We start from the raw sequence: 26,292 nt of genomic DNA, 5'->3' as shown, positions 1-26,292 counted from the left end.
GTAATTGTTTGTAGTGTGATATCGATTTGTGCCAATTGAGATTGTGTTTGATTATTGAACAATGTATTCTCGCTTGTCAGTTTCGCTTAACGAAAAATACCCCAAGGGATAGTCAGTGGCATTAGTCATGTTTACGATATTGCCACGAACGGTTGCAGGTGGACTTTGAAATGGACTTCCTCCTCCATTACTAGCGATGCTTAGTAAAACGCTTAGATAGTTGTAATATGATTTTGATATTCCAAAATGGGTTACGGTAATTTTATCATCTTTCTTTACTTTATCACTCAGGGAAACACTGAAAAATCGATTTCCTTGATAAAAAGTATCTTCATCAACATAAAAGTTTTGCAACACTTGACTGGAGTAATTGTAATTGTACAGATAGTAATTGTTTTCGTTAGCAGGATCGTTAAAATAGGTTTTGATCTCAATGTTATCACCAGTGAACCCTCCCTTGTCATTTTGAATTATTTCAGTTATTGGTGCTACTGATTGTAGTTTTTCAGTTGCGATATAAGTCTGATTGTTGCTAGTGACTGTAAGCGTATATGTTTCATTAACTACAGGAACAAAATTGTTGCAAACATACTCTCCTGTGCCGCTAATTTCGTTAAAGGTAAAGATGCCATTGCTGCTGTTTTTGACAATAACTGATGCTCCAGAAACGACAGGAACAGTAGTGTTATAAAAACCTGTCGTAGTTGTTAATTTTATTTTCTGTAAGGCTCCTGAAGTTCCTTTTTGCCATTTTATCGAAGCTTCGATTACAATTTTCGCAGGTGCTTCAGCAAGATCAAGTTGCACTACTTCCTCGCAAGAATTGAGTAATAAGATAGAAAAGAAGGCTATAATTAGATGTGTTTTTTTCATTTTTTTTTAGAATTTAAAATTGTAACTAACAGCAGGGACGACTCCAAAAATGGATGTTTTCACTGCTTCATTTGCTCCTGAATCTTCATTTTGTCTAAAGTTGATCGAAGCCGCATTTTTTCTGTTGTAAATGTTATAAATACTAAATACCCATTCTCCTTTCCAATTCCTAGAGTTATTTTTAGTTGGGGTTAAAGTTGCCGAAACATCTAAGTGATGGTAAGCAGGAAGTCTGTTTTTATTGCGTAATCCATAACTCGGCACAGTGATTCCTAAATACGTATATTGGCCATTAGGATAAGTTACAGGCTGTCCTGATTGAAGTGCAAAATTACCTCCAAAAGACCATTTCTTATTCAGATTATAGCTTGTAGTTACTGCTAAATTGTGCAATTTGTCATAAACAGAGTTATACCAATTGCCATTGTTAATTCCAGACTCTGCAGGAGTTCTTCCAGGAGTTTGCTGTTCAGATTTTGAAATAGTATAAGAAATCCATCCATTAAATCGCCCCTCGTTCTTTTTAAGCATAAATTCTAAACCGTAAGAGCGCAATCGTCCGTTCAGTATGATTTGTTCAATGGCTTCGTTGGCAATCAAATCAGCACCATCAATATAGTCTAATCTATTTTTGACTATCTTATAATAAGCCTCAACTTCTAAGGAGTAGGCATTATCTTTAAAATTTCGGAAATATCCAAGAGCCACTTGATCTGCTAATTGAGGTTTAATATAATTGTCAGCAGGCAACCAAACATCTAATGGAGTAGGAGATGAGGTGTTAGAAATAAGTTGTAGGTATTGCGACATTCTATTATAACTCCCTTTTATAGATTGGGTGTCGTCTAGTTGATAGGCAATAGATAATCTAGGTTCTAAGTTATTGTAGGTTTGAATGACTTTATTTTTACCAAAAAATTCTGTTGCTATTGGGGTTGCTTTCTCGTATAATTGTAAGTCAGGATTGAAAGTAACTGGATTATTATCAGTATAATAATTGACAGTCGAAGCACCTAGTCTATAAAACATACTATATCTTAATCCGTAATTAATGCTTAGTTTATCAGTTATATTTTGCTCTGCACTTAGGTAGACTGAGGGTTCGAAAGCATATTTTTTATCAAGTTGGTCAAAATTAATTCCTGATGTTTCATTTGATGGTCTAATAGTTCCGGGGTTAAATTCATAATAAATTCCATTAACACCATAGCTCAGTTTGAAATTATCAGAAATATAATTTTTAAAATCATACTTAATATTGTAATTTTTTATACCCGAATCCCATTGAAAGCCTACGAAATCGAGGTTAAGCCCGTAATAATAATCACTGTAAATTAGAGATAGATTCGAAAATAATTTATCGGAATAAAGATGATTCCATCTTAAATTTAAAGTAGTATTGCCATAAATATTAGTAAAGCTATTATTTAAAGAAAAGACATCTCTACCAAAATAACCCGACAAGTACACGCTGTTATTGGAGTCGAATTTATAATTTAACTTCATGTTTAAATCATAAAAGTAAGCTGCGTTGTTTTTTTGCTCTTCAGATAATTTTAAAAAGAGATGTGCATAAGAACTTCGCCCCCCTATTAAGAATGCGCCTTTGTCTTTTACTATTGGGCCTTCGAGTAATATTCTGCTTGAAATTAAGCCTATTCCCCCATTAGTATGAAACTCTTTGCTGTTGCCATCCTTTTGATAAATATCTAGAACAGAAGATACACGGCCGCCATAATTAGCAGGAATTCCCCCTTTGTATAATTTTAAGTCCTTGATTGCGTCAGGGTTAAAAACAGAGAAAAATCCGAAGACGTGAGATGAATTAAAAATTGTTGCTTCGTCAAGTAATATTAAGTTTTGATCAGCACCTCCACCACGAACATTAAAACCAGATGCGCCTTCACCAGCATTAGTAACTCCCGGGAGTAATAACAGTGATTTTAGGACGTCTACCTCACCAAGAACAACAGGCATTTTTTTTATAGACGAAATGGAGAGTTTGTTTAAACTCATTTCAGGAGATCGAATATCGTTGCTGTATTTTTTATCGGTAATGATTACTTCTTTTAATTCTTCTCCATCAACGATAAGATTGATGTCCAATTTTTTATTATCTGAGAGATCAATTTGACTTGAAAAAGTTTGAAATCCGATATAACTAACTAATGCTTTGTAGGTTCCTGCGGGAAGAGTAATAGAGTAAAAACCGTATTCATTAGTGGTGGTAGTCGATTTTAGCTCAGGGAAGTAGATAGTTACTCCAATTAGCGTTTCATTATTTCTTCCATCAGCAACGGTACCACTAAGTGTGAATTTCTTTTTAGCTGGATCTACAGTGCTTTTTTCTTGCGAAAATGCAATTGCTGTAAACGATAAACATAGAAGAAAATGAATTATTTTTTTTACTAACATCTTTTTTATTTAGAATTGCAAATTTGATTAAAAGATAAATAAATAGTGTTTAAACAAAAATTAAATATACGTTAATAAAAAAAGACAACCAATTGTGGTTGTCTTTTTCTAGATATATGATAGGTAGTAGCTTACGCTATTTTAGCTAGTATAGCATTAAAGGTTGCGCTTGGTCGCATCGCAATACTAGTTAAAGCAGGATTAGGTTGGTAGTAACCTCCTATTTCTTGTGCTTTACCTTGTGCATTAATTAACTCCGTATTTATTGTTGCTTCGTTTGTTTTAAATTCTTGTGCGATAGGAGTGAAAATTGCTTTTAAGTCGGCATCCTTATCCTGAGCAGCAAGTGCTTCAGCCCAATACATAGCTAAATAAAAATGCGATCCACGGTTATCAATTTGACCTACTTTTCTAGCAGGAGATTTATCGTTTCTCAAGAAAGCGTCATTAGCCTGATCTAAAGTTTCAGATAAAACGATCGCTTTGGAGTTATTTAAGCTTTGTCCTAAATGTTCTAATGAAGCACCTAGTGCCAAAAATTCTCCAAGAGAATCCCAACGTAAGTATCCTTCTTCCGTGAATTGCTCAACATGTTTAGGTGCTGATCCTCCTGCACCTGTTTCAAATAATCCACCACCATTCATTAAAGGAACGATTGATAACATTTTTGCAGATGTTCCTAATTCTAAAATTGGAAATAAATCGGTTAAGTAATCACGCAATACATTACCAGTCACAGAGATCGTATCTTCTCCTTTCTTGATGCGCTCTAATGTGAAATTAGTTGCTTCAATTGGGTTTAAAATACGAATGTCTAGTCCAGTAGTATCGTGATCTTTTAGGTATAAGTTTACTTTTTCTATTAACTGTCTGTCGTGTGCTCTTTTATCGTCTAACCAAAAAACAGCTGGAGTTGCAGATAATCGAGCTCTGTTTACAGCAAGTTTAACCCAGTCTTGAATAGGTGCGTCTTTAGCCTGACACATTCTAAAAATGTCTTTAGCATCAACAGCTTGTTCCATAAGAACAGTTCCTTTTGTATCTACAACGCGAACTATACCGCTTGCAGTCATTTGGAATGTTTTATCATGAGAACCGTATTCTTCTGCTTTTTGAGCCATCAAACCTACGTTAGGAACACTTCCCATTGTTGTTGGATCAAAAGCACCGTTCTTTTTACAAAAGTCTATTGTTGCCGTATAAATTCCAGCATAAGAGCGATCAGGAATAACGGCAAGTGTATCTTGCGATTTTCCGTCTTTATTCCACATTTGTCCTGATGTACGAATCATAGCAGGCATCGAAGCATCTACAATTACATCAGAGGGAACATGAAGATTTGTAATTCCTTTATCTGAATTTACCATTGCAAGCGCTGGTCCGTTTTCAATTGCTTGATTAATGGCGGCTTCTACTTCTGCTTGTTCTGGGCGTCCCGCTATTTTAGCATAAACATCACCTAAACCATTGCGTGTGTCAACTCCTAATTCTGAAAATAAAGCAGCATATTTTTCAAAAACGCTAGCAAAATAAACTTCTACAATTGCACCAAAAATGATTGGGTCAGATACTTTCATCATCGTTGCTTTCAGGTGAACTGATAACAATATGTTTTTTTCTTTTGCTTCAGCTATTGCTATTTTTACAAAAGCTTTTAATGCTTGTAAGTGCATTACAGAACTATCGATGATTTCGCCCACTTTAAGCGGAGTACTTGCTTTCAATACAGTAGTTGTACCATCTTCTGAAACAAATTCTATTTTTATATCAGTAGCTTCTGTTATAGTAACTGATTTTTCACTTCCGTAAAAATCACCACTTTCCATCGATACAACTTCAGTTTTTGATTCAGATGACCATGCTCCCATAGAATGGGGGTTTACTTTAGCATAGTTTTTTACTGCTTTTGGAGCTCTACGGTCAGAGTTACCTTCACGCAAAACTGGATTAACAGCTGAACCTAGTACTTTAGAGTATTTTGTTTTAGTTTCTTTCTCGATATCCGTTTTTGGATCTTCAGGAAAATTCGGAATCATGTAACCATGAGATTGCAATTCAGCAATTGCTTCTTTTAGTTGTGGTACTGATGCAGATATGTTTGGTAATTTAATGATATTAGCCTCTGGTGCAGTTGCTAGTTTTCCTAGGGCTGCTAACGAGTCTTTTACTCTTTGTTCTTCGGTAAGAAATTCAGGGAAATTAGCTAAAATCCTTGCTGCTAAAGAGATGTCTTCAGTGGTGATCTCTATTCCTGCAGTTGCAGTAAATGCTTGAACAATAGGTAAAAAAGAATAAGTTGCTAATAAAGGTGCTTCATCTGTTAAGGTGTAGGCAATTTTCGATTTCTGTGTCATTGTTATTATTTTATAATCGTATCCGTGGTATATTAGGATGTAGAATGTATATTTTGCTAAAAATTAAGCAGAGCAAATATATGAAAATCAGACTAAAAACGTATAGCGTTTTAGGTGCAAAATAGCCAATAAAATGAGAACTAACGAGATTTTAATAAATTGTTATTTTTGTAGTTGGTTTTTTTACACAAAAAAAGGTCCCAACATTGTTGGGACCTTTTATGATAAAGAGATAGTAAACTATCTTCTTTTGTCTTTGATTTTTGCTTTTTTACCAGTAAGTTGTCTGAAGTAGAAAATTCTTGCTCTACGTACAGCACCTTTCTTGTTGATTTCAACTTTTTGTAAAGCTGGCAAGTTAACTGGGAAGATACGCTCTACACCAACTGCACCTGACATTTTACGAATTGTAAAAGTTTCAGTACTTCCAGTACCTCTTCTTTGAATTACAACTCCTTTAAAAAACTGAGTTCTTGTTTTTTCACCCTCTTTAATTTCGTAGTACACAGTGATAGTATCACCAGCTCCGAATACAGGGAAATCTTTTCTTGTAACAAATTCGTTATTAACGAAATCTACTAAATTTGCCATTTTAAATGCTAATTATGGTTTTGAATTAGAGCAACATACACGGATCTCGCCAGAGGTTAGTCTAAAGTGGGTGCAAAAGTAGAAAAAAAAGTTTAAAGTTTATTGTTTATTTTGTTTAAAGTTAAAAAGTTCAGAGTTTTGACTGTTCAACTCATAATTTTTAAACTTTGTTTATTCTTCAAGTAAATCGGGTCTTCTAGTTTTAGTATGTTCGTAGGCCATGTCTTCGCGCCATTTGTCAATTTTAGCAAAGTTGCCACTAGTTAATACTTCGGGTACTTTCCATCCTTTGTAATCAGCAGGTCGGGTATAGATTGGTCCGGATAAAAGCCCATCTTGAAAACTATCTGTCAAGGCTGAGGTTTCATCGCTCAGTACACCTGGTATCAATCGGATTAAAGCATCTGATAAAACTAACGCTCCTAATTCTCCTCCTGATAAAACGTAATCACCTATAGATATTTCTTTAGTGATAAAATGGTCTCTCACACGCTGATCTACGCCTTTATAGTGCCCGCATAAAATGATGATGTTTTCATACATCGACATAGTGTTGGCCATTTTTTGATTTAAAGTTTCACCGTCCGGAGACATATAAATGATCTCATCGTAGGTTCTTTCGCTCTTCAAATGAGTGATACAAGCATCTATCGGTTGTACCGTCATGACCATGCCGGCACCTCCGCCATAGGGATAGTCATCTACGCTTTTTTGCTTGTTAGTTGTATAATCTCTCAAGTTATGAAAATGCACCTCTACAAGTCCTTTTTCAATAGCGCGTTTCATAATCGAAGCTTCAAAAGGACTCCTTAATAGTTCAGGTAAGACGGTAACAATATCAATGCGCATAATTTTTAGCTCTAAGTTTTAAAAGTCCAAAGGTACAAAGTTTTTTAATGGAAATTTGTGAAGTAAGGTATGCTAAAATAGGAGCTAATCAAAAATAAGTTAGCCTCTAGAATTTAAATTTTAGAGGCTAACTATCATGTGTACTATGTTATAGTTTACATACTTTTACATTAATTTATTGAAGAAAATAGCATTCCACAGTAGTTTTTCGGTTCCTAACCAAAAAGCTCTAAAATTGGTGTTGTCCGTGAAAACTACTATTTTTCCACTTCCTTTTCGGATGGATTGAAAAGGAACAGACTCTTTTAATAATTCTAAGTTAGGGTTTGAGATGTAACCGCTTATTAAAGGCGATTTGGTATACTGAATTGGATTGTCATAACTATTTTTACTAGGCTCTATAATTATGGAACTGTTTCGGAACATTGGGAGAGAATTTCTTGGCATTCCAAAGTTGATTGGGTGAGACAAATCCAATTTGGCTTCAAAAATAGCACCTGCCACTAATTGAGCACCCCTAAAATCATCTTTTTGTTCAAAGCTAATATTTTTAGCCTCTTGTTTATTTGTTTTATAGGCGAGCTCTATCATTTTTGAAGCGCTCAACCATTTTATGGCGTCTTGATAAGCTATCAAGGTTCCGCCATTTTGTACCCATTGTTCTATTTTAGTAGTTGTTTCTTTTGAAAGGCTACCGTAATATCCATTAACTAAAATTAAGGTGTTGTATCTGTTTAGATTTACGTTTGATAATTGGTCAACATCTATCTTGGTCAAAGGCATTGCTGCTTTTTGATCAAACATATGCCAAATTTCTCCTGCATCGGCAGGATCAACTCCTTTGCCCACAACCATGGCCACTTTTGGTGTTTCTAAAGTTTCAAAATTGGGATTTCCAAGATTTATACCATCCGTAAAACCTGTTTCGACTGCTGTAATATCAAAACTATACTCGCTTATTATATCAGTCAAATAGTTATGTATTTCTTCAGATGTCATTTCCTGATTTTGTACCGGAACAAATAGGCTTCCGTAACTAAAAGCTTTGCCTTTATTAGAAAAAGGTTTAGACGTAGTTTTTACTCGTAGACCTTTTGATAATAATTGGTACAATAGTTTTGGAGATTTATGATCAGTCCATTCAATTAAATAACCAATATCACTTTTGGTGTTAACTGCTCCAACTTTTGCTCTTGGTTCATATTTTGCCCCTCCATCGGCAAGAGAATTAACGCCTTCAAAATTCACGTTAAAAGCCAAATCAAAACTCCAAGCCGAAATATCATAAAATAAACTGTCTTTGAATTTTGTTTGACGATCAAAAATAGCATTGATCAACTTCGTGTTTTGCTGCTCAACAGGAATGATGTAACTCATGTCCTTGTTGAATTTTTTATTATTGATCGTGATGTCATTTTTTAAGGCAAGCATTTCAATTTTGTGCTGACTTAAAATTTTTGCTAATTCATTTACTCTAGTGGCATCTTTTTCATCACCTACAACGAAGCCCTTAAATTTACTCTTTTTACTTTCAGATCGTGCATTTGTATAAAAATCACGCTGGTATTCTAGCAAATCGGTTCGCATCTCTGAAGTAGCTTGCAAAGTTGATAAACTAGTAGTGAATTGGTTTCTAATCGTAAACGGAAAAGTAATAATTCCGTTAGCGCTCTCTTGAGCATGACCTCTAGAGCTTGCTTGCTCAAATAAAATTCCTACCGAGCCATTAATATCGGGGTAGGACGAACCTTTGCCGTAATAAAAATCATCGTAATTCTCTTCGATAAAGTAAGAACTACCTATTTTATCTAATGCTTTAGCATGGTAACTTGCGATTTTCATCGTCAATTTCTGATTCAACTCTGGAGTCAGTGGATTGGTTCTTGTAGGTTCACCAGGCTGAAAAAAGTAGGTCGAATTGGTTCCCATTTCGTGAAAATCACACAAGACATTAGGCATCCATTTTCTAAAGGTCTTGATGCGGGCTTGACTCTCTGGTAGCTGTACAGGCAACCAATCTCTATTCATATCAAACAAATAGTGATTAAATCGTCCGCGTGGCCAGCCTTCATTAAACTCACGATCATTAGGATCCGTGACTAAGTTGGTACTTTTATTGCTATTTACCCAAGTAGAGAAACGCTGGATTCCATCTGGGTTAAAACAGGGGTCTAATAAAATTACGGTATTTTCTAGTGTTTTTTCAAGCTCTGCGCTTTCGCAAGCAGCTAAATAATACGTTAACGCTATCGCAGCTCCTGATCCACTCGATTCGTTTCCGTGAATAGAGTAGCCTAGATAAACCACAATAGGCATATCAGCAATATTGGTTTGCTTATTTCCTGCAGTCAGATTTGCGAGATGTTGTTCATTAATTTCTTTAATACGAGCTAAGTTCTTTGGACTCGAAATGGTTAATAGTTGCAATGGTCGGTTTTCAAACGTATAACCCGTAGTTTCAATTGCAATTCTATCAGATACTTTGGCTACTTCTTTCATGTAATAAGCCAGTTGCGTATGATCCGTATGCATTTCGCCTAATTCAAAATTAAACACACTTTTAGGAGTAGGAATGTTTTTGTTGTAGGTTACATTTTGAGGTAAATAATAATCGAGTGTTGGTTGCTTTTTTTGCTGTGCGCTGACAGTGATAGCTATTAAAAAAGTAAAATAGTAGATAAACTTCATAGTTGTTGGTTTTGATTTGGTTTTAAAAGTTAATTGATCTTATAACGTGGTGAACATAAATCTAGATTAATTGATATTAAACTGCTGAGGCATATTTAATTTTTAAGTAATTCATTTTATCATACCTCATTTTTTTGATTGGTTAAAAATCAGATTTCATGATCAAGCAAAATAAAGCAAAACAAATATAGCACTAATTTTTATAGTGTCAAGATTGCTTTTTAGAGGATTTGAGGCTCAATGGTGATTGCGAACAATATCTACGATATCGTTTTTGTAAACATTTTTTTTTAACTACTTTTATAGCGAAAATTAAATCAATCTATATTATATGAAAGCTTTTTCAAAAATTGTTATATCCGGTAGCATGTTTATGGCTCTTGCGTCACTGCAAACAGTCCGTGCTCAAAATAATACAGTAAAAATGACTAATCCGTTATTACAAAAAAGTACTTTACAATACCAAGCACCACAATTCAATCTTATAAAAGACGCAGATTTTAAACCTGCTTTTGAATATGGACTGGCTGTTCAGGATAAAGAAATTCTGGCTATTGCAAACAATCCAGCTAAACCTACTTTTCAGAACACCGTACTAGCGGTTGAAACTTCTGGAGTAGATTTAAAAAGAGCTACTGGGATGTTTTACAACCTAACAAGTTCTAATACAAATCCAAATTTACAAGTTTTGCAGGCAGAATATGCCCCTATTTTCTCAGCACATAGTGACAAAATGTACTTGAATAGTACGTTATACAAACGTTTCAAGGCAATCGATATCAACACACTCAAGGGAGAAGATAAAAAATTGACCGAAAGTTATATTCAGGATTTTGAATTAGCTGGAGCCAATTTATCAGATGCAGATAAAGAGAAAATGAAAAAAATCAATGGAGAGCTTGCAATCTTGGGAACTACATTTGGTGATAAATTATTAACTGCTCGCAAAAATGGTGCTATATTGTTTGATAAAGCAGCGGATTTAGATGGATTAAGTGCAAGTGAACTTGCTGCTGCAAAGTTAAAGGCAACAGAAGAAGGTCATGACGGAAAATATTTAATCGTTTTGCAAAATACAACACAACAACCTGTTTTACAAAGTTTAACTAACAGAGCCTCTAGAGAAAAAATTTTTAAATCATCTTGGACTCGTGCAGAGAAAAATGATGAGGGAGACAGCCGTGATGTACTAGAGCAAATGGTAAAATTGCGTTTGCAGAAAGCCAAATTGATGGGTAAAAAGAATTTTGCTGAGTGGAAGCAACAAGATCAAATGGCTCAAACACCTGAGAGAGCAATGAATTTGTTGGCTGAAATAGCTGCACCTGCAGTTGCAAAAGCAAAAGTAGAGGCAAAAGAAATTCAGGATTTAATCGATGCACAAAAAGGAGGCTTCAAATTGGAACCTTGGGATTGGGATTTTTACTCTGAGCAAGTGCGTAAAGCCAAATATGATCTAGACGAAAGTCAAGTAAAACCATACTTTGAGCTAACTACTGTTCTTGAAAAAGGAGTTTTCTTTGCTGCTCAAAAAATGTACGGAATAACTTTTAAACAACGTAAAGATCTACCTGTTTATCATCCGGATGTTGTTGCTTATGAAGTATTCGATAATGACGGAAAATCAATGGCAATCTACTATTTAGATTTCTACACTAGAGATAATAAAAAAGGTGGAGCTTGGATGAATAGTTTTGTGAAACAATCACATTATTTAAAACAAAAACCTGTTATCGTAAATGTTTATAACTTTTCTAAACCGGTAAACGGAAACCCTTCTTTGATTAGTTTTGACAATGTTACAACTTTGTACCATGAATTCGGACATACATTGCACGGTTTGTTTGCTAATCAAAATTACGCAAGTCTTTCTGGAACTTCTGTGCCACGTGACTTTGTAGAATTTCCTTCTCAAATAAATGAGCACGCGGCTTTAGACCCAGAAGTATTGAAAAACTATGCATTGCATTACAAAACTAAAGAAGTAATTCCTCAGGATTTAATTGACAAAATTAAAAAGGCAGAATCGTTTAACAGTGGGTACCATGTTACGGAACTTTTGGCTGCAGCCACTTTAGATATGGCTTGGCATAGCGTAGAAAATGAAGCTGATTTTAAACCAACATTAGTTTTCGAAAAAGAAGCACTTGAAAAATATGGTTTATTGGTAAACGAAGTGCCTACAAGATACCATTCTCCTTACTTTGCACATATTTTCTCAGGAGGCTATTCTGCTGGATATTATGCTTACACTTGGTCTAAAACTTTAGATTACAATGTATACGACTGGATGAAGGCAAACGGTGGTTTAAGCAGAGAAAACTCTGAGCGTTTTAGAAAATATATTTTATCTGTGGGTAACAGTGTCGATTTAAACAAAGCTTTTGAAGAACTGATTGGTCATAAAATGGAGGTGGAGCCTTATTTAAGAAACGCGGGACTTCTAGAGAAATAATCAAATATTTTATCTTTTTAAAGGAAATGACATTCGTAAAGGATGTCATTTTTTTTTGTAGCAATTCCAGCTGTCCACTCTATCTATTATGCCGAACCCCGGCATAATAGGATGCCGTTTCCATCTGGGCTAGGGAGCAGGCTTATCGACAAGATTTGATTATTAAATCGTAAAGTTTCCTTAATGTTTTTCATTGCGCATTGATAATCCTTAAATTTACAATTCGTATAGAAAATCACAAAAATGAAATTCAAAAAAATAGTACTGCTCTTTTTTATCACAATAGCAACTTTTGCACAGCAAGAAAAATTACAATGGTTAGACCTCAATCTCTCTAATTATGAATATCCTTACCCATCTCATTTTATTACGATAAATGTACAGCAGCAGGAGCTCCAAATGGAATTCATGGATATAAAACCCTCCAATTACAACGGAAAAAATATTTTATTGCTTCATGGAAAAAATTTTAATGGGGCTTATTGGCGAACAACCATTGATGCATTATCAAAAAAAGGTTTTCGAGTAATTGTTCCTGATCAAATAGGTTTTGGAAAATCAACAAAGCCCGACAATTTTCAATATACTTTTCAGCAATTAGCACAAAACACCAAGCATATTTTGGACTCTCTCGGAATCCAAAAAACAGCAGTTTTAGGTCATTCTATGGGGGGCATGATAGCCACGCGCTTTGCTTTAATGTATCCAGAAGTTACGGAAAAATTAATTCTAGAAAATCCTATTGGTTTGGAAGATTGGAAGTTAAAAGTACCATACCAAACCGTAGATTGGTGGTACAAAAACGAACTAACACAAAGTTACGAGCGTATTAAAAAATACCAATTAGATAGTTACTACGATGGAAAGTGGAAGCCAGAATACGACGAATGGGTAAACTTATTAGCCGGTTGGACCTTAAATTCTGATTTTAAAAGAATTGCTTGGAATTCTGCCTTAACATACGATATGATTTTTACACAGCCTGTTGTATATGAATTCCAAAATATAAAAGCACCTACCTTATTAATTATTGGAACTAGAGATAGAACAGCTTTAGGAAAACCATTAGTTTCAAAGGAAGTACAAGCAACTATGGGATTGTATGACAACCTAGGGAAAGAAACACAAAAGAAAATACCAAATGCAAAATTGATCGAAATCCCTAATATAGGGCACATGCCGCATATCGAAAGTTTTAATGAATTCATTCAACCATTACTACTGTTTCTTGAGAAGTAGAAGCATTAGCAATGGAAATTATATAACAATTTCTAATTTAACGATAATTTATATCGCAAAACACCGCCTTAATTTTGGCGTGACAAACAAACAATAATTATGAGTACAGAAAATACGATCAGTTTACAGGAAACTTTAGACAATGCTAAAAATGCATGGGAAGCTAAAGCACCAGATCAAATTAAAGAAATATATGCAGACGGAATTGCCGATGTAGTACGACAAAACTTAATTGCTACTGCAAAAAAAAATGATGATATCGCACCTGATTTTATCTTGACAAATGCTATTGGTAAAGAGGTGCAATTGAATGATTATTTGAAGAAAGGACCGGTAGTTTTAACTTGGTATCGTGGTGGTTGGTGTCCTTATTGTAATATGACTTTACATTATTTACAAGAACAATTACCCACAATTCAATTAAAAGGAGCAAGTCTAATAGCGTTGACACCTGAGTTACCAGACAAATCTATGTCGACTGCAGAGAAGCACCAATTGGAATTTGAAGTACTAAGTGATGTAGGAAACAAAGTCGCTAAGGAGTACGGAATCGTTTTTAAATTAACTGATGCCGTAGCTGATTCATATCAGAAGGGTTTTGACTTGCACGGTTACAACGGTGATGATTCAGATGAATTGCCATTAGCAGCAACTTATGTAATCAATCAAGATGGTAAAATAGTTTATACTTTTTTAGATGCTGAATATCGTAACAGAGCAGAAGCAACTGAAATATTTAAAGCATTAGATACTTTACAAGAATAAAAGGATAGTGCTAAATTAGTAAACCCTCATTGGCGAAACTAATGAGGGTTTGTTGTTTTAATTTACTTTTAATGAAAAATTAGCTTTTGTTTACAGCACAAATTTTTAAAACAGAACGTACTTTTGCAGGATGAATTTATCAAACAAAAATGTCCTGTTTATGGCTATTGCTACAGGTCTTATAGTTGCCAACTTATATTACTGTCAGCCGCTTATTGTTTTAATTGCTGACGAATTTAATATTCCGCATGCCGATGCAGGAACAATAACCTATCTCACACAAGCAGGTTATGCTATTGGTTTATTCTTTATGGTGCCATTAGGTGATAAATTAGAGCGTAAATCGCAAATACTATATACCACTTTTGCCACTGTCATTGCATTAATTATTGCAGCAACCGCGCAAAGTTATTTCGTGCTTGAAATCGCTTCCCTTTTAATAGGAATCACCTCTATTGTTCCGCAACTTATTTTACCGCTAGCAGCATCACTAAGTGCTCCAGAAAAGAGAGGTAAGGTTGTGGGAACCATCATGAGTGGACTCTTAGTGGGGATTTTGTTATCACGAACTTTAAGTGGATTCATAGGTGAAGTATTAGGGTGGCGTGCTATGTTTTGGATTGCTTCTGGACTTTGTTTGCTTTTATTCTTTATTATCAAAAAACAATTTCCTTATAATAAACCTGTTTTCGACGGCTCATATGGTCAACTTATCGGTTCACTTTTTACTTTAATAAAGGAACAACCTTTACTTCGTGAAGCAACCTTAATCAACGTATTTAGCTTCGCACAATTTGGTGCTTTTTGGACTACAATGGTTTTATTACTCTCTGCTGAACCCTTTAATTTTAATAGCGCCACTATAGGTTTATTCGGTATTGTAGGTGCTTCGGGAGCTTTGGCCGCACCCTTAGTTGGTAAATTAGGGGATAAATGGAGTTCTAGAGTTGCCGTTGGATATGGCTGTGTATTAATAGCCTTGAGTTTTATTGTTTTTTACTTCTCAGGAGCGAGTGTCGTAGGTCTTGTCATAGGAATAGTATTAATCGACATTGGTCTTCAAGGCGTGCATATTTCAAATCAAACACGAGTTTACTCGATCGTGCCAGAGGCGAGAAATAGAATGAATACTGTTTTTATGTCGTTCAGCTTTTTGGGAACAGCAGCAGGTTCTGCCTTTGGCTTGTTTTTATGGCAATTAGGAGGGTGGCATGCGGTAGCTTTAGGTTGTTTGTTATTATCGGGGCTGGCATTTTCAGTGTATGGATTTACCTATAAAGCTAGAGGGAAAGCGGTAGAAAGTAGTAATGGATAAAAATTAATTTGTAAATTTGCAATTCAATAAAAATAAATAAAGATGGAAAACGGAATATACGCTAAATTCAACACTGCAAAAGGTGCTGTTTTAGTAAAACTAACACACGATTTAACTCCAGGAACAGTAGGGAATTTTGTTGCTCTTGCCGAAGGAAATATGGAAAATAAAATTAAACCTCAGGGACAGAAATTCTATGATGGTTTAAATTTTCATAGAGTGATCCCTGATTTTATGGTTCAAGGAGGATGTCCTCAAGGAACTGGAACAGGAGATCCAGGGTACAAATTTGATGATGAATTTCACAAAGATTTACGTCATAATGCACCTGGTGTGTTGTCTATGGCAAATTCTGGTCCTGGTTCAAATGGATCTCAATTTTTTATCACTCACGTTGCAACACCATGGTTAGATGATAAACACACTGTTTTTGGAAATGTAATCGAAGGACAAGATGTGGTAGATGCTATCGCTCAAGGTGATGCTTTAGATTCAGTTGAAATCATTAGAGTAGGTGAAGAAGCTAAAAACTGGAATGCTATCGAAGCATTTGTAGGTTTAAAAGGAGCTCGCTTGAAAAAACAAGCCGCTTTGAAAGCAGAATCAGAAGCAAAAATGGAAACATTAGCAGCAGGTTTTGAAAAAACAGAAAGTGGATTGCGTTACCAATTCATCCAAAGAGGGGATGGAAAACAAGCTGTAGCCGGTAAAACAGTTGCTGTACACTACGAAGGTTCATTAGAAACTGGAAAAGTTTTTGATTCATCATACCCAAGAAAAAAACCAATCGAATTCAAACTAGGTCAAGGGCAAGTGATCGAAGGATGGGACGAAGGTATTGCTCTATTGAAAGTAGGAGACAAAGCACGTTTTGTTATTCCGTCTGATTTAGGATACGGACCAGCAGGAGCAGGAGGAGTAATTCCACCAAACGCTACTTTAATTTTTGATGTAGAATTAATGGATGTAAAATAACATTCACTAGTCTTCATTATTACACTATATAAACCGTTTCAAAACTTATTTTGAAACGGTTTTTTAGTTTCAAACAAGAGTTGCTATTGTCTTTTTAGTAGCAAACTTTGGATCAAACTTCAGCAGAATTCCTCAATAAAATGCATTCTGTTCATCAGGTTTATGTAAATGTTAAATAGAGGTTATTTACTGCTTTTTCGTCATTAATTTTAATCATAGAATAATACTCTCTTAATTAGTAGAAATGGAATAAAAAATACTTTTGGACAAAATAATTAACCATCCAAATTCCATTTAAAATGAATTTTAAGTACTGTATTCTCCTCCTGTCTTTATTCGTTATTTCGATTGTAAGCGGTCAAAGTAAAGCTACTCTAAGAGGAACTATCACATCAGATCAAGGTAAAAATATCAAAGGAGCCTTGGTAACAATCAAAGGTCTAAAGCAAAGCGCACTCTCTGATAATGCTGGACAATTTGTTATTCAGGATCTAGAATCAACAATCTATCAAATTTTAGTTTCTCGCGAAGGTTATCTTCCTTTAGAAAAAGAAGTTACTTTAAGTGCAAGAACTGCAACAATTAATTTCGAGCTAGAAGAAATGCCCGCCATGTTAGAAGGGATTACCGTAACAGCTCAAAAGAGAGAACAAAAAAATAAAGATGTTCCCATTGCGATTACGTCGTATGGTAGTGATTTTATAAATAAACAAGGGACTTTTGAATACGATGCTTTGTCAGATTATGTTCCAGGATTTCAAGTGCAAATTCAAAGTGTTAATAACCCGGGAGTAGTAATACGTGGTATAACCAGCGATAGTGGTGATTCTAGAGTTGAGCCTAGAGTTTCTATCTTTCAAGATGGTGTATCTATTAGTAAATCACGAGGGTCTGTCGTAGAGCTTTTTGATGTAGAACGTGTTGAGGTTTTAAAAGGGCCACAAGGAACATTATTTGGTCGTGGTGCACAAATTGGTGCCATGCACATTATTCAAAATAAGGCTAAAAACGAAAGCACAGGAGCCTTAAAAGTAGGATACGGAAATTTTGATCAAGTTTTAGCTAATGGTCACTTTAATACGCCACTAGTAAAAGATAAATTATATTTTAGAGCCGCTGGAATATACAATGCTCGTGACGGATATATTAAAAATCTTTCAGGTGGTACTTTAAACGGGAAGCAAACGCTTGCATTTAGAGCAGCATTAAAATATGTCTCTTCAGAGAAAACGAAGATTGATTTGATTGCCAACTGGCAGCATGATACACCTCCGGGAACCTCATTTAAAAGTGGTACTTATGCTCCTGCAGGAGGGGATACGAATCCAAATACTTTTGCCGACTTAGAACGCGGGGAAGAATTAGGTGTAGACCGAACGGTAAAAGGAATCACTGCGATTGTTAATCATGAATTCAATCCAAATTGGAATTTGACAGCTACAACTGCTTATCGTGATTTTGACTCGAATGAGGCTTTTGATGCTGATGGTACTGCGGCTCCTGCTCTGTTTTTTAGAGAAATAGCCAAAGGAGAACAATTCAGTCAAGAGTTGCGTTTTAACTTTGATACAAACTCAAAATTCAGAGGTTTTATTGGAACTAATTTCTTTGCAGAAAACGGAAGTCAATACGTGCCTTGGGAAGTAAACGAACAGAGTTTTGCAATGTTACTTTTGAGCCCAGCTACTTTTGTAGTCAACGGTCAACCTCAATATTTACCTTCTATCCCGAATGATCCTGCTACTTTTGGACCTTTGGCAGGAGCACCTTTCAATCCAAGTAATTTTGAATCTAATACCAATTTCTCTCGTAATTACTCAGGAGATATTTTCGCTGATGCATCTTATGATTTAACTTCTAAACTGTCCTTAACAGCAGGTTTGCGCGGTACATGGGAAAATGCAAATGCAGGTTACCAAGTGCAAGATGCCACCACAGCGTCTAATGTGGGTTATTTGACAAATGTATATCCCAATAATTTGTTTGCCTCGACAAACAACCAAAGAATTGTAGCTAATAAAAACTTTTTATCCATGGTAGGACGTTTTGCGGCAAATTATATGGTTAACGATAATATTACATTATTTGCAACTACCTCGAGAGGAAGAAGACCTAATGTAATTAATATCACAGCAGCTCGCACAAGAGTTTTGGCTAATGAAATCGTTTGGTCGTACGAGGTTGGTGCAAAATCTTTATTTTTGAATAATAAATTACAGTTCGATATCAATGCGTATATCTACGACTACTCTAATTTTCAAACGAGTGTCACTTCTTTTGTAAATGGTGTGTTTACTACAGCGGTTCAAGATAGTGGTAATGCATCTTCTTTTGGTTTTGAGACTGCTTTTCAATATGCTTTTAATAAAAACGCTAGTTTTTTTGCTAATTACGGTTATATAGATGCCTCTTTTGATGATAATGATGCCAATGGAAATCCACAAGCATTAGCAGGTAATACTTTTAGATTAACACCTAAGCACTCTATCTCTGCAGGACTTGACATCACTCCAAGATTAAACAGTAGATTAGAGTTGTTTATTCGACCTTCTTTTACTTATAAATCAAAAGTATTTTTTGAAGAAACGAACTTGTCCAATATTTCACAAGCGGGATACGGAATTTTAAATTCCAGAATTGGCCTAATAATTGACAAAAAATATGAAGTGAATTTTTACATGAATAATGTGGGTAATAAAAAATACATTATCGATGCCGGAAATACGGGTCAGGCTTTTGGAATCCCTACCTTTATAGCAGGTGCACCACAATTGTTTGGTATGCAAGTTTCGGCTAAATTTTAGGAAACATTTTTTAACGACTTAAAATAGAATGATTATGATGATAAATAAATTGTATACTTTTATATTTGTTGCTTTTTCCCTTACAGCAATAGCTCAACAAAGTAGCACACAATACGACTTGCAGACAATAGATAGAGTACTACAGAATCAAGAGGCAGCCGTACCCGGAATTAAAGCTGGAAACGAAGCAGCGATTATTTGGGCCAAAGCAAATGTGCATGAAAAAACACCATTAGCTTTTGTGTACCTACATGGTTTTGGGGCAAGTAAAAGAGAAGGAGCGCCCGTTATGAAAATGTTGTCTGAAAAATATAATGCTAATGTTTATGAAGCGCGCTTAAGTGAGCACGGTATTGATAGAAGTAATGGATTTGAATTTCTGACTCCCGAGAATTACATCGCTTCTGCAAAAGAAGCTGTTGCCATAGGAAAAATACTCGGAGAAAAAGTAGTTATTGTGAGCACTTCGACTGGAGGCACATTGAGTCTTGCCTTGGCTGCAGCCGATAATGAGATCGCTGGTTTGGTCATGTATTCACCATTTATAGATGTAATAAATCCTCAAATGGAAATTCTCTTAACTCCTGAAGGGAAGGCTGGTTTTATAAAAATGAATGGAGGCGAAATACAAAAGCAAAATAGGCCGGCAGAAGAGGCGAAATTTTGGTCGACATCGTATCATGTAAATGGATATGCTGCTTTGATTAAAATGCTAAAGGACAACATGACTACAACAACTTTTAAAAAAGTAAAATGTCCTGTTTTTGTGGGTTATTATTTTAAAAATGAACAGGAGCAAGATAAGGTTGTGTCTGTTCCAGCAATTTTAAAAATGTATGAAAGTTTAGGAACGCCGCAAAATCACAAAGAAAAAGTAGCTTTTACCGAAGTAGGGAACCACGTTATCGCTTGTGATATAAGATCTAAGGATTGGGAATCGGTTTATAGAGAAACAACCTTATTTCTGGACAAACAATTAGAAAAAAAATAAGTATGAAAACGATACAATTTTTCTTAGGAATGCTTCTGCTCTGCGACTTAACTTTTGCGGAGGCACAATCCAAAATACCAAATACAGCGGAGAAAATAAAAACGTATGTTTTTGATTTGCAAGGGCATAGAGGAGCACGCGGATTAGCTCCAGAGAATACCATTCCCGCATTTAAAAAAGCTTTGGAACTTGGTGTAACTACTCTAGAAATGGATGTAGTGGTTACCAAGGACAAGCAAATAGTAGTATCTCATGAACCATGGTTAAATGATCAAGTAACGCTAGATGCGAACCATAAAAACATAAGTAAGGAAGACGGATTGGCCTACAAAATTTTTGAACATACCTATCAAGAAGTACGTGCTTTTGATGTGGGAAGCTATGGCAATGTGCTTTTTCCAGAACAACTAAAAGAGCAAGTGAGTAAACCTTTGTTGAGTGAGGTTATAGCTTTCGCAGAAGCGATAAATCCTAAAATCAAGTACAATATTGAGATCAAAAGTACTCCTGACGAAGAAAAAAACGGATATCAGCCTACTGTTCATGAATTTGCAGATTTAGTAATAGTACAAGTACAAAAAATGTTACCAACAGATCGGGTTATTATTCAAAGTTTTGATCCAAGAGTATTACAATACATTCATAAAGTATATCCAAAATATACTTTGGCCTATTTGGTTTTTGAGAATGACTTCAACACAAATATTGCCGATTTAGGTTTTAAACCTCAAATATATAGTCCGTACTATGTATTACTTAATCCTGCTGAGGTAGCGACTATACATCAAAATAAAATGAAAGTGATTCCATGGACAGTGAATAAACGAGAAGAAATGGAATCTTTACTAGCAATGGGAGTAGACGGTATTATTACCGATTATCCTAACCTAGCTCTACCGCTAAGAAAGTAGTTGATGCAAAATAAAGAAAATGCAAAACGCCTCTGAACATAATTCAGAGGCTTTTTTTATAGTATTACTTCCATTTTATACCACATCCAATGCTTGGTTTTTGGTCTGGATTAATAGTTCGGTTGTATAAAATTCCGTCAATAGCTCCGCGCAAATCACTACCGCTTAACGGGATGCCGTTGCCAGGACGGCTATCATCTAATTGGCCGCGATATACTAACTCGTCTTGACTATCAAATAAAAAGAAGTCAGGAGTACAGCTGGCCTGATATGCCTTAGCAACTGTTTGATTACTATCGTATAAATAAGGAAATTCAAAATTATTTTCAAAGGCGTATTCAGTCATTAGTGTAGGGCCGTCTTGTGGGTACATAACAACATCATTACTTGATATAGCAATGATACCTAAACCTTGTACGCGGTAATCATTAGCAATCATAACAACTTCTTCAATTACATGATGTACAAATGGACAGTGATTGCAAATAAAAAACACGAGTGTGCCTTTTTCGCCTCTTAAATCAGCAAACGAAAAGGATTCCTTGCCCCATGTCCTATCCGGTAGTTGAAAATTGGGCGCCTTTGTTCCAAGTAATGCCATTTTAGAAGTGGTATTTGCCATTGTAAAAAAAGTATTTAAATTTTGAACCTTAAAGTTAGTGAAAAAGGTTTGCTTTCTTAGTGAAATTTGTAATTTAGTGAGGAAGTAATTTATTCTAAAAAGCGAATGGAAGGTAGTTTAAGTTGGGAAGATTTTGATAAAGTAGCAATGTATGTTGGAACTATAATTGGGCTAAACGATTTTCCTGAAGCAAGAAAACCAGCTTATCAATTGACTATTGATTTTGGTGAAGCGATAGGAATTCTAAAAACGTCGGCGCAAATCACCAAACGATACACCAAAGATGATTTAATTAATCGTCAAATTGTTGCGGTAGTAAACTTTCCAAAAAAGCAAATCGGAAAGTTTATGAGTGAATGTTTGGTTCTTGGTGCCATAGGCGAGTCGGGTGATGTAATTTTACTAGCTCCTGATTTTAAAATTCAAAACGGATTGCGCATTGGCTAGCTACTGTTTTTAGTGTAAACTTATCACTTTGGTTATTTGCCATTTATTATTTGCAAACTGCCACATAATAATAAATTTGCTAATTGTAGAAGGGGTGTTGGCTGGTTCTTGGTTGTTGTGAAATTTATGAAGTCCTATTTCGACCGCGCCAAAATCTTTTATTGGATATACTTCGATGCTTCCTGCAACTAATTCTCTCGTCACTTTACCGCAAATGTTTTTTTTGGTTCCGTCTAGAATATCTTGTTTAGATGTCATTAGACCACCTTTGTCGTGATAAAACTCTAATGTGTCGGCATAAATTTGAGCTTGCATGTTCATGTCACATTTATTATAAGCATCAAAAAAAGTACTATCCATTGTAGTAATAGCATCATGTAACTGTTGGTTTTCAATAGTATACCGGTATGGAGATTGTGCTGAGGTTTCTTTTTTAGGAGCGCAGGAAACTATTATTAGCACAATTGAAGAATATAAATAAAGAATACTTTTTTTCATCACCTCAATTTTAAATGGTTGACTTTAGTTAAGGGTTAACTAATTATAAATTAATTTGATTTTTCGATTGGTAAGCTTTCACTTTGTCCCCATTCTGTCCAAGATCCGTCGTAGACTGATCTGTCATTGCTGGAACCAATTATTTCATATGCAAGATAATCAATGCAGGCCGTGATACCAGAACCACAACTAAAGATTAATGCTGTCTCTTGATTAGGTAAAATAGCTTTTAATTTTTCTTTAGATAGAAAATACCCGTTTTGGACAAGGTCAGTATACGGAATGTTAATTGCACCAGGAATGTGTCCGCTACGCAGTCCAGCTCGAGGTTCTGGAGTTAGCCCTAAAAAACGGTCGTTAGATCGAGCATCGATTAATACAGCTGTTTTAGATTTTATATTAGCTAACACATCTGCTGTGTTTTTGACCATGGAAGGATTGAAATTCGATTCGAAATTGCCAGGTGTAAAGGTATTGGGACTAATTTTTTCAATAGGGAAATCGGCTTTTACCCATGCAGGAAGTCCTCCATCAAGCACCCAAACGTTTTCATGTCCCATGATCTGAAACAACCACCATGCTCTCGGGCTAGAGTAAATACCTAAACTATCATACACCACAATTTTACTGGTAGTATTAATGCCGAGATTTTGAGCTGCTATAGCAAACGCTTTTGGATCAGGAAAGGTGTTAGGTAACGGATTGGAACTGTCGCTAAAATTATTTTTAATGTCAAAAAAGCCAGCACCTTCAATTTGGATACCTGCAAATTCAGGACTAACATTAGCTTGGTTAACTTGCTGGCTTGCATCAAGAATAATTAAATTTGGATCTTGCAAGTTGTTTTTTAACCAATCTATGGATACTAATGTGTTTTTCATAAGTTGCTATTTTAGTTTGTTCCTTTACGTCTTTTATTCCATTTGTAAATTTCGATCCACAATATAGAGGTCGCGCTAATCGCCAGACAGGTAATTATTTGCAAAAATGTCAATGGTTGAACCTCAAAAAATGATGCAATCGGACTAATGTAAATAATCATTCCTAACATGACTAATGTGACCGTATTCACAAAGATCATCATATTGTTTTTGTTTTTTAGAGAGGTGAATACAGAATAGTAAAAGGAACGGTTTACGAGGGATAAAAGTACGTTAGAAAAAACTAAGGTAGAAAAAACCATCGTGCGTGTTTCAATTTCAGATCCTCCGCTCTGAACAGTTAATTGATATGTAACTAATATGGCAATCGTTATAACAAGCCCTTGAATAATACTAATGGCCATCTCTTTAAATGATAAAAAAGTACTACCCAATTGTCTAGGCATTTGTTGCATGCTGTTTTTTTCGGCAGGTTCATTTTCATATACGATGGAACACATTGGTCCCATAACCAACTCAAGAAAAATAACGTGAACAGGAGTAAAAATGTCAGGGTAGATCCATCCGAAAAACAGGGGTAGTGATACCGTTAATATAATAGGAATGTGTATTGAAACGATGTATTGAATCGCTTTTTTTAGATTGGTGTAGATGCGTCGACCTGCGGCAACGGCTATAATCATTTTTGATAAATCATCATCTACGAGAATTAAATCAGCCGCTGATTTAGCGATTTCAGTTCCTTTTTTACCCATGGCTACACCTATATGGGCCGCTTTAAGCGCAGGACCATCATTTACTCCGTCACCAACCATAGCCACAATTTGATTGTCTTTTTTAAGTGCTTTTATAACCGCTAATTTTGCCTCGGGAAACATACGCGTAAACAAAGTTGTCTCGTGAATGGCTTGTATCATTTTTGTAGCGTCTAGTGCCATGATGTCCTGACCTTCTAAACAATAGTTTGCGTCTTTAATCCCCGCTTTTTCAGCGATAGCTTTAGTGGTGGGGCTATTGTCACCAGTTATCACTTTAATGGTTATTCCTGCTTTGTAAAATTGATTCATCACTAGCTCGATGTTTGACTTAGGTGGATCGTAAAAAACAACCAAGCCAACTAGCTTAAAAGGAATGTTTTGCTGGTCTTTAGGAAAATCATGCTCTTGATAATTAGATTGTGCTACACCCAATATACGGTAGCCTTTCGATGCTAAGCGATCAATTATTTGGTTTATTTTTTCGCGTTCCGCGTCACTTATTTTTGATACTTTTAAAATTGTCTCGGCACCACCTTTGGCAGCAATAATTCTTTGTCCGTTTTCATTTTGGAATACATGAGTCATCATTGGTGGCTTGCCTTCTAGCGGATATTCATGGACTATTTTAAACGAGGAGCGAACGTCATTTGCAGTTGTGCTTTTAAACTCATCGTGTAAAGTTTTTTCCATCGGATCAAATGGTACTGGTTCACTAGCCCACATCGCAATTTCGATGACTTGTTTAGCATCGCTATTATTCCAATCTTCTTTTTCGTAAAGCGAGTCGGACTCAAAAGAATATACCGACTGTAGACTCATAGTATTCTCTGTAATTGTTCCCGTCTTATCGGTGCAAATCACAGTGGCGCTCCCTAATGTTTCTACTGTTCTGATTTTTTTAACGATAATGCCTTCTTTCATCAAACGCCAAGAGCCTAACGCCATAAAAGTGGTAAAGGCAACGGGTATTTCTTCCGGAAGGATAGACATGGCTAGAGTTAAGCCCTTTAATAAACTATTTAAAACGTCTTGTGTTTTATAGTAGTACACTCCCCAGACGAGCAGAAAAATAACAATTCCTATCACGGCCATTCCCTTTACAAATTTTTCTATTTGAATTTGTAAAGGTGTAGGCTCATTTTTAATATCAAGAAGAGATTGTCCTAATTGTCCTATTTTTGTTTTGGAACCAATTGCTGTTACTCTATAAACGGCTAACCCAGATGCTACTAGGGTTCCGCTGTAAACAATTTTATGTTCGGATTTTTCAGATTTAAACACAGCATAAGGTTCACCACTAAGCGTGGACTCATTCACTGAGAAATCATTACTATGTATAATTTCGCCATCCGCATTAATTGTATTTCCTTCAGTAGCAATTATTAAATCTCCTAATACGATAGTATTGGTTGGGATACTTTGCGGTTGTTTATTTCGATATACAGTAGTAAGGGGCTCGTTTAGTTTTTCTAAGGCTTCTAGTGCTTTTCGGCTGCGGTTGTCTTGGTAAAAAGAGATTCCAGAAACAGCAACAATAGCGGCTAGCATAAAATAAGCTTCGTTATTCTGACCTAAAATAAAATAAATAATGGCAACAGCAATTAACAGTACCAACATAGGTTCCTTGAAAAGCTCAAAAAGAGCTAGCCACCATTTATATTGTTGTTTTTGTACCTGTTCATTGTAACCTGATGTTTCTCTAGAACGATTAACTTCGCTGTCAGTAAGGCCAATAATGTGGTCAGGAATGTTTATTTCTTGTGACATACTTCATCATTTTTAAGATGCTAATCAAATATACTATTTTAAATTAAGTAGCTGTAAAAGCAATCCTTGATGTTTCAATCTCTTCGCTTATTTA

At 35.5% G+C, this 26,292-nt stretch carries 19 protein-coding genes; 9 read left to right on the top strand and 10 right to left on the bottom strand.

Features of this window, described 5'->3' with window-relative positions; translation table 11 throughout:
- Window positions 1-51: 51 nt before the first annotated feature.
- The 6 genes from H8R22_RS13240 to H8R22_RS13215 all read right to left on the bottom strand — a co-directional run bounded on the left by H8R22_RS13240 (window position 52) and on the right by H8R22_RS13215 (window position 9,770).
- Window positions 52-873: a DUF4249 family protein gene (locus H8R22_RS13240; protein WP_187010862.1), complete on the bottom strand. Its 822-nt coding sequence runs from the start codon at window positions 871-873 to the stop codon at window positions 52-54.
- Between the two features lie 6 nt (window positions 874-879).
- A complete protein-coding gene (locus H8R22_RS13235) occupies window positions 880-3,288 on the bottom strand; it encodes a TonB-dependent receptor (protein ID WP_187010861.1) in 2,409 nt (802 codons plus the stop codon).
- A gap of 131 nt (window positions 3,289-3,419) precedes the next feature.
- Window positions 3,420-5,642: an NADP-dependent isocitrate dehydrogenase gene (locus tag H8R22_RS13230; RefSeq protein ID WP_187010860.1), complete on the bottom strand. Its 2,223-nt coding sequence runs from the start codon at window positions 5,640-5,642 to the stop codon at window positions 3,420-3,422.
- Window positions 5,643-5,882: 240 nt separating this feature from the next.
- Complete coding sequence (gene rplS / locus H8R22_RS13225; RefSeq protein WP_187010859.1) at window positions 5,883-6,233, bottom strand: 50S ribosomal protein L19; 351 nt, start codon at window positions 6,231-6,233, stop codon at window positions 5,883-5,885.
- Between the two features lie 171 nt (window positions 6,234-6,404).
- On the bottom strand, window positions 6,405-7,082 hold the full coding sequence (gene trmD, locus H8R22_RS13220) for a tRNA (guanosine(37)-N1)-methyltransferase TrmD (RefSeq protein ID WP_187010858.1): 678 nt from the start codon (window positions 7,080-7,082) through the stop codon (window positions 6,405-6,407).
- A 165-nt stretch (window positions 7,083-7,247) separates the two neighbouring features.
- Window positions 7,248-9,770, bottom strand: coding sequence for a M14 family metallopeptidase (locus tag H8R22_RS13215; protein WP_187010857.1), 2,523 nt, complete (start codon window positions 9,768-9,770; stop codon window positions 7,248-7,250).
- 373 nt (window positions 9,771-10,143) lie between these two features.
- Here H8R22_RS13215 and H8R22_RS13210 point away from each other — a divergent pair, with 373 nt between their 5' ends.
- The 8 genes from H8R22_RS13210 to H8R22_RS13175 all read left to right on the top strand — a co-directional run bounded on the left by H8R22_RS13210 (window position 10,144) and on the right by H8R22_RS13175 (window position 21,225).
- Window positions 10,144-12,225 carry a M3 family metallopeptidase gene (locus H8R22_RS13210; RefSeq protein WP_225876031.1) on the top strand — a complete coding sequence of 694 codons (2,082 nt, stop codon included), beginning with the start codon at window positions 10,144-10,146 and terminating at the stop codon, window positions 12,223-12,225.
- A 243-nt stretch (window positions 12,226-12,468) separates the two neighbouring features.
- On the top strand, window positions 12,469-13,464 hold the full coding sequence (locus H8R22_RS13205; RefSeq protein ID WP_187010855.1) for an alpha/beta fold hydrolase: 996 nt from the start codon (window positions 12,469-12,471) through the stop codon (window positions 13,462-13,464).
- 99 nt (window positions 13,465-13,563) lie between these two features.
- Window positions 13,564-14,229 carry a peroxiredoxin-like family protein gene (locus tag H8R22_RS13200; RefSeq protein WP_187010854.1) on the top strand — a complete coding sequence of 222 codons (666 nt, stop codon included), beginning with the start codon at window positions 13,564-13,566 and terminating at the stop codon, window positions 14,227-14,229.
- A 160-nt stretch (window positions 14,230-14,389) separates the two neighbouring features.
- Complete coding sequence (locus tag H8R22_RS13195; RefSeq protein ID WP_225876030.1) at window positions 14,390-15,544, top strand: MFS transporter; 1,155 nt, start codon at window positions 14,390-14,392, stop codon at window positions 15,542-15,544.
- A gap of 42 nt (window positions 15,545-15,586) precedes the next feature.
- The gene (locus H8R22_RS13190) at window positions 15,587-16,519 is read left to right on the top strand and encodes a peptidylprolyl isomerase (RefSeq protein ID WP_187010852.1); all 933 of its coding nucleotides are present in this window, start codon (window positions 15,587-15,589) and stop codon (window positions 16,517-16,519) included.
- Window positions 16,520-16,818: 299 nt separating this feature from the next.
- Window positions 16,819-19,323, top strand: a complete 2,505-nt coding sequence (locus H8R22_RS13185) for a TonB-dependent receptor (RefSeq protein WP_187010851.1) — start codon at window positions 16,819-16,821, stop codon at window positions 19,321-19,323.
- 34 nt (window positions 19,324-19,357) lie between these two features.
- Window positions 19,358-20,314: an alpha/beta hydrolase gene (locus tag H8R22_RS13180; RefSeq protein WP_225876029.1), complete on the top strand. Its 957-nt coding sequence runs from the start codon at window positions 19,358-19,360 to the stop codon at window positions 20,312-20,314.
- Between the two features lie 2 nt (window positions 20,315-20,316).
- Window positions 20,317-21,225 carry a glycerophosphodiester phosphodiesterase family protein gene (locus H8R22_RS13175; RefSeq protein ID WP_187010849.1) on the top strand — a complete coding sequence of 303 codons (909 nt, stop codon included), beginning with the start codon at window positions 20,317-20,319 and terminating at the stop codon, window positions 21,223-21,225.
- Window positions 21,226-21,289: 64 nt separating this feature from the next.
- Here H8R22_RS13175 and H8R22_RS13170 read toward each other — a convergent pair whose 3' ends face one another.
- Complete coding sequence (locus H8R22_RS13170) at window positions 21,290-21,847, bottom strand: thioredoxin family protein (RefSeq protein ID WP_187010848.1); 558 nt, start codon at window positions 21,845-21,847, stop codon at window positions 21,290-21,292.
- A 105-nt stretch (window positions 21,848-21,952) separates the two neighbouring features.
- On the opposite strand from H8R22_RS13170, the gene H8R22_RS13165 reads away from it, so the two are divergent.
- Window positions 21,953-22,294: a tRNA-binding protein gene (locus H8R22_RS13165; RefSeq protein ID WP_187010847.1), complete on the top strand. Its 342-nt coding sequence runs from the start codon at window positions 21,953-21,955 to the stop codon at window positions 22,292-22,294.
- Between the two features lie 9 nt (window positions 22,295-22,303).
- Here the strand turns inward: H8R22_RS13165 and H8R22_RS13160 are convergent, their stop codons facing one another.
- The 3 genes from H8R22_RS13160 to H8R22_RS13150 are packed head-to-tail and all read right to left on the bottom strand — an operon-like array spanning window position 22,304 to window position 26,198.
- Window positions 22,304-22,792 (bottom strand): nuclear transport factor 2 family protein, encoded by a 489-nt coding sequence (locus tag H8R22_RS13160; RefSeq protein WP_225876028.1) that lies wholly within the window; start codon window positions 22,790-22,792, stop codon window positions 22,304-22,306.
- A gap of 50 nt (window positions 22,793-22,842) precedes the next feature.
- Window positions 22,843-23,673, bottom strand: a complete 831-nt coding sequence (locus H8R22_RS13155; protein ID WP_187010846.1) for a sulfurtransferase — start codon at window positions 23,671-23,673, stop codon at window positions 22,843-22,845.
- A gap of 11 nt (window positions 23,674-23,684) precedes the next feature.
- Window positions 23,685-26,198: a cation-translocating P-type ATPase gene (locus H8R22_RS13150; RefSeq protein WP_187010845.1), complete on the bottom strand. Its 2,514-nt coding sequence runs from the start codon at window positions 26,196-26,198 to the stop codon at window positions 23,685-23,687.
- Window positions 26,199-26,292 lie beyond the last annotated feature (94 nt).

Source organism: Flavobacterium kayseriense (genome assembly GCF_014305095.1).
In the GTDB taxonomy this organism is placed as follows: Bacteria; Bacteroidota; Bacteroidia; order Flavobacteriales; family Flavobacteriaceae; genus Flavobacterium; species Flavobacterium kayseriense.
Note: the sequence above shows the minus strand (reverse complement) of the source record. Positions and strands in the feature narration are given on the sequence as shown.

What these genes read in the sequence shown, in the direction of transcription:
- H8R22_RS13205 (WP_187010855.1), top strand. Translation starts at nt 12,469, where the DNA reads ATGAAATTCAAAAAAATAGTACTGCTCTTTTTTATCACAATAGCAACT.
- H8R22_RS13170 (WP_187010848.1), bottom strand. Translation starts at nt 21,847, where the DNA reads ATGGCAAATACCACTTCTAAAATGGCATTACTTGGAACAAAGGCGCCC.
- H8R22_RS13180 (WP_225876029.1), top strand. Translation starts at nt 19,358, where the DNA reads ATGATGATAAATAAATTGTATACTTTTATATTTGTTGCTTTTTCCCTT.
- H8R22_RS13160 (WP_225876028.1), bottom strand. Translation starts at nt 22,792, where the DNA reads ATGAAAAAAAGTATTCTTTATTTATATTCTTCAATTGTGCTAATAATA.
- H8R22_RS13210 (WP_225876031.1), top strand. Translation starts at nt 10,144, where the DNA reads ATGGCTCTTGCGTCACTGCAAACAGTCCGTGCTCAAAATAATACAGTA.
- H8R22_RS13240 (WP_187010862.1), bottom strand. Translation starts at nt 873, where the DNA reads ATGAAAAAAACACATCTAATTATAGCCTTCTTTTCTATCTTATTACTC.
- H8R22_RS13150 (WP_187010845.1), bottom strand. Translation starts at nt 26,198, where the DNA reads ATGTCACAAGAAATAAACATTCCTGACCACATTATTGGCCTTACTGAC.
- H8R22_RS13175 (WP_187010849.1), top strand. Translation starts at nt 20,317, where the DNA reads ATGAAAACGATACAATTTTTCTTAGGAATGCTTCTGCTCTGCGACTTA.
- H8R22_RS13185 (WP_187010851.1), top strand. Translation starts at nt 16,819, where the DNA reads ATGAATTTTAAGTACTGTATTCTCCTCCTGTCTTTATTCGTTATTTCG.
- H8R22_RS13195 (WP_225876030.1), top strand. Translation starts at nt 14,390, where the DNA reads ATGGCTATTGCTACAGGTCTTATAGTTGCCAACTTATATTACTGTCAG.
- trmD (WP_187010858.1), bottom strand. Translation starts at nt 7,082, where the DNA reads ATGCGCATTGATATTGTTACCGTCTTACCTGAACTATTAAGGAGTCCT.
- rplS (WP_187010859.1), bottom strand. Translation starts at nt 6,233, where the DNA reads ATGGCAAATTTAGTAGATTTCGTTAATAACGAATTTGTTACAAGAAAA.
- H8R22_RS13230 (WP_187010860.1), bottom strand. Translation starts at nt 5,642, where the DNA reads ATGACACAGAAATCGAAAATTGCCTACACCTTAACAGATGAAGCACCT.
- H8R22_RS13235 (WP_187010861.1), bottom strand. Translation starts at nt 3,288, where the DNA reads ATGTTAGTAAAAAAAATAATTCATTTTCTTCTATGTTTATCGTTTACA.
- H8R22_RS13215 (WP_187010857.1), bottom strand. Translation starts at nt 9,770, where the DNA reads ATGAAGTTTATCTACTATTTTACTTTTTTAATAGCTATCACTGTCAGC.
- H8R22_RS13200 (WP_187010854.1), top strand. Translation starts at nt 13,564, where the DNA reads ATGAGTACAGAAAATACGATCAGTTTACAGGAAACTTTAGACAATGCT.
- H8R22_RS13190 (WP_187010852.1), top strand. Translation starts at nt 15,587, where the DNA reads ATGGAAAACGGAATATACGCTAAATTCAACACTGCAAAAGGTGCTGTT.
- H8R22_RS13165 (WP_187010847.1), top strand. Translation starts at nt 21,953, where the DNA reads ATGGAAGGTAGTTTAAGTTGGGAAGATTTTGATAAAGTAGCAATGTAT.
- H8R22_RS13155 (WP_187010846.1), bottom strand. Translation starts at nt 23,673, where the DNA reads ATGAAAAACACATTAGTATCCATAGATTGGTTAAAAAACAACTTGCAA.